The organism is Thermomonas sp. (assembly GCF_019104945.1).
Taxonomy (GTDB): domain Bacteria; phylum Pseudomonadota; class Gammaproteobacteria; order Xanthomonadales; family Xanthomonadaceae; genus Thermomonas.
The window spans coordinates 1-3,865 of record NZ_JAHRWW010000054.1 but is presented as its reverse complement, the minus strand read 5'-3'; the positions used below and the strand labels follow the sequence as shown (position 1 = coordinate 3,865).

The 3,865-nt window shown below is 56.7% G+C and carries 2 protein-coding genes; one reads left to right on the top strand and one right to left on the bottom strand.

What is annotated here, in order from left to right; translation table 11 throughout:
• Positions 1 to 217 precede the first annotated feature (217 nt).
• Entirely contained in the window at positions 218 to 1,429 is a 1,212-nt protein-coding gene (metK, locus tag KUL77_RS12525; RefSeq protein WP_297147853.1) for a methionine adenosyltransferase, read from the bottom strand.
• Between the two features lie 305 nt (positions 1,430 to 1,734).
• Between metK and KUL77_RS12520 the strand changes: the two genes are divergently transcribed.
• The coding region (locus KUL77_RS12520) for an EAL domain-containing protein (protein WP_297147847.1) at positions 1,735 to 3,865 on the top strand (2,131 nt) is incomplete at its 3' end.

The window sequence follows — 3,865 nt, the reverse complement described above, 5'->3', positions numbered from 1 at the left end:
CCTACAGTATGCGCGGCACGCCCACATTGCTGCTTATCGATCGTAAAGGCTATTTGCGCCACCATCATTTTGGCCAAGTGGATGACCTTGTCCTTGGCGCGCAAATTGCGATGCTGGCGGCGGAGCCGGTATTGGCGGGGCTGGGGGTCGTTTAATTGTGGGGTAAAAAACGGCCCGCATTGCTGCGAGCCGTTCTTGTGTTGCCTATGCGCCGAGCTTACTTCAGCTTAGCTGCCTTGCGCAGAGCCTCGGCCTTGTCGGTCTTCTCCCAAGAGAAGGTGGTGGCCTTGTGCTTCTTGCCTTCGCCGTCGGTGTAGCTGATTTCTTTCGGCTTACGGCCGAAGTGGCCGTAGCTGGCGGTGGGCTGGTAGATCGGGTGTTCCAAGTCCAGCATGCGGGTGATCGCATACGGGCGCAGGTCGAAGTGGGCGCGGATCAGCTTTTCGATCACGTCATCGCCCACCTTGCCGGTGCCGAAGGTGGTGATCGAAATGCTGGTGGGCTGGGCCACGCCGATCGCGTAGGACACCTGCACTTCGCACTTGTCGGCAAGACCTGCAGCCACCACGTTTTTGGCCACGTAGCGTGCGGCATAGGCGGCGCTGCGGTCGACCTTGGAGGGGTCCTTGCCGGAGAACGCGCCACCGCCGTGGCGGGCCATGCCGCCGTAGGTGTCAACGATAATCTTGCGCCCGGTTAGGCCGCAGTCGCCCACCGGCCCACCGATTACAAACTTGCCGGTCGGGTTGATGTGCACCTTGTTTTTCGGCAGCGCGTCCAGCCACTTCTTCGGCAGCACCGGGGCGAGGATGTGCGCACGCACCGCCTCGATTAGGTCTTTTTGCTTGATGCTCGGGTCGTGCTGGGTGGACAGCACCACCGCGTCGAGGCCTAGCACCTTGTGGCCGTCGTAGCGCAGGGTGACTTGCGACTTGGCGTCCGGGCGCAGCCACTTGAGCTTGCCGGCCTTGCGAACCTTGGCCTGCTGTTCCACCAGGCGGTGGCTGTAGTACAGCGGGGCGGGCATGAATTCCGGAGCCTCGTTGCAGGCATAGCCGAACATCAGGCCTTGGTCGCCCGCACCTTGGTCTTCCGGCTTCTTGCGATCAACGCCTTGGTTGATATCTGGCGATTGCTTGCCGAGCATATTGATGATGGCACAGGTATGGCCGTCAAAGCCAACGTCGGAATTGTTGTAACCGATATCGTTGATCACCTTACGCGCCAGCGCTTCGATATCCACCCAAGCACTGGTGGTGACTTCACCAGCAACGATGGCCGCGCCGGTCTTGACCAAGGTTTCGCAGGCTACGCGGGCCTGTTTGTCTTGGGCGAGGATCGCGTCCAGCACCGCATCGGAGATCTGGTCGGCGATCTTGTCCGGATGGCCTTCAGAGACCGATTCGGAAGTGAACAGATAGCTGGACATTGCTTTATATCCTTGCATTCGGATGGAAAGATGGGTGCGCATGATAGCGCGATAGAAGCGAAAGTGCATCTTGCGCCGTTTTTAGGCGTTTGGCGTTGAGCGTGCGTTAAGCGGTAAAAACCGGTTAGCCATTCGTGAATGGGCTCATTCAATTAGCGGCGCTATGGCACCGAATTTGGCAGGCACCTACTCTAAAAACAGAGCCGTGACCGTTACGTGGAAGAATTTGCGTTTATCCCAAGAGTGAGGTCTTAGGGTGCTGTTTTTAAGCACGAGAACTACTTCGCCACAATCTATAGGGTTTGATGTTGCTGGAACTCATCCAAGGTCTAGCTCTACTGCTTGCGCTGTGCTTTTTGTACAGCGTTAACCTACGGTTTTATCAAAATCGCCCTACGGTTGAGCAGGCAATCTCCGGGCTGTTATTCGGCGGCATTTGTGCGTTAGGGATGCTAGCGCCGCTGGTTTTGGACCGAGGGGTATTGATTGATGCCCGGTCTGTGGTGCTCAGCATGGCCGCCTTGATTTGCGGCCCGCGGGTGGCGCTTGTGGCGATGGCCATGGCCATTGGCGTGCGTTGGGGTTTAGACGGCGCAGGGATGGCCATCGGGGTTTTGGTCATCGTTTCGAGTACGGGAGCGGGGTTGTTGTATCGCTTCGCACACCAGCGTTGGCATGTGCCCATCGGGGCATGGGCTTTGTTTGTATTTGGTGTGCTGCTGCATTTGCTGATATTTGGGTTTGTACAATTGGAAGGCCCAGTTGTAAGCGCGCATTTTAATCAGCAAATTGGGTATTCCTTTGTGCTGGTTTTTGCAGCCGCTACTGCGTTTTTGGGTTGGCTGCTGCAAGATTTGCGGCAAAGCCGTGCCACTGAGCTTGAGTTGGTGCAGTACGTCACCCGGCTCAATGAGTCCGAGCAGCGTTTACACCATCTATTAAACGAATTGCCAGCGATCTCAGTGCAGGGCTATCGGCAAGATGGCACAACCTTTTACTGGAACAAGGCCGCTGAAGAGCTGTATGGGTATCGGGCCGACGAGGCGATTGGCCGAAACCTTTTGGATCTCATTATTCCGTCGCCGATGCACGAAGGCGTGCGCCACGCGATGCATGAGATGTTTGTGACGGAAGTTCCCATCCCCGCCGGTGAGTTGCAGCTGAAGAAAAAAGACGGCAGCCCGGTAGATGTGTTTTCCAGCCATGCCTATGTGCGGGTGCCGGGGCAGCCTGCGGAAATGTTTTGCTTGGATATCGATCTCACCGCGCGCAAAGAAGCGGAAGAGCAAGCGCGCTTTCTCTCAATGTACGACGCGCTGACACAGCTGCCCAACCGAAGGCTATTTGCAGACCGCCTGCAACAGGCACTGGTAGGTAATCTTCGTGCAGGGACGTGTACTGCCTTGCTGATGCTGGATTTAGACCACTTCAAAATGCTCAATGAAAGCCGTGGGCACGAAGTGGGGGATGCCATGTTGAAAGAAATGGCGCAGCGCGTGCAGGCGTGTGTGCAGGTGCAAGATTCGGTGGCGCGCTTGAGTGGTGATGAGTTTGTGGTGCTGCTGCATGATTTAAGCAGCGATAAGGCCGAAGCAGCGGCGCAGGTGCGGGTTGTGGCAGATAAAGTGCTTGCCGCAGTTCGAGAGCCATTATTGAACGGTGATCAGACCTATCACCTAACAGCGAGTATGGGCGTGGTGGTGGCCGATGCGGCTCGCGCAACAACGGTTGATGCGATGCTGAAGCAGGCCGAGCTGGCGATGTACCGATCCAAGGATGAAGGGCGCAACACGCTGAGCTTTTTTGATGCTGAAATGCAGGTGGGAGTTGATCGGCGGGTGGCGCTGCAAACGGAAATGCATATTGGCCTGCAGCAAGAGCAGTTCGTGCTCTATCTGCAGCCGCAGGTTGATGCTCGTGGGCGGATCAATGGCGCTGAAACGCTGGTGCGCTGGAACCATCCGGAGAAGGGGCTGGTTCCGCCGGGCGAGTTTATTCCGCTGGCAGAAGAAACCGGGCAGATCATTGCATTGGGGCGCTGGGTGCTGGCTTCAACGCTGCGTCTGCAAGCGCAGTGGCAGGAGAGCCCAAGGTTTGCTGATCTCAACCTGTCGGTGAATGTCAGTGCGCGCCAGTTTCGTAAGGAAGATTTCGTAGCGGAGTTGCGTGATTTGTTGAGTGATACTGGCGCAAACCCACGGCGGATCAAGTTGGAATTGACGGAAAGCCTGCTGCTACAGGATGTGGAGGGCGTCATCGCAATTATGCAAGAGCTGCGTGCGATGGGGTTTGGTCTGTCGCTGGATGATTTTGGCACCGGCTATTCCAGCATGAGTTATTTGAAGCGCTTGCCGTTGGATCAGATCAAGATCGACCAAGGGTTTGTGCGGCATGTGATGGATGACCCCAAGGACGCAGCGATCGCGCAAAGTATCA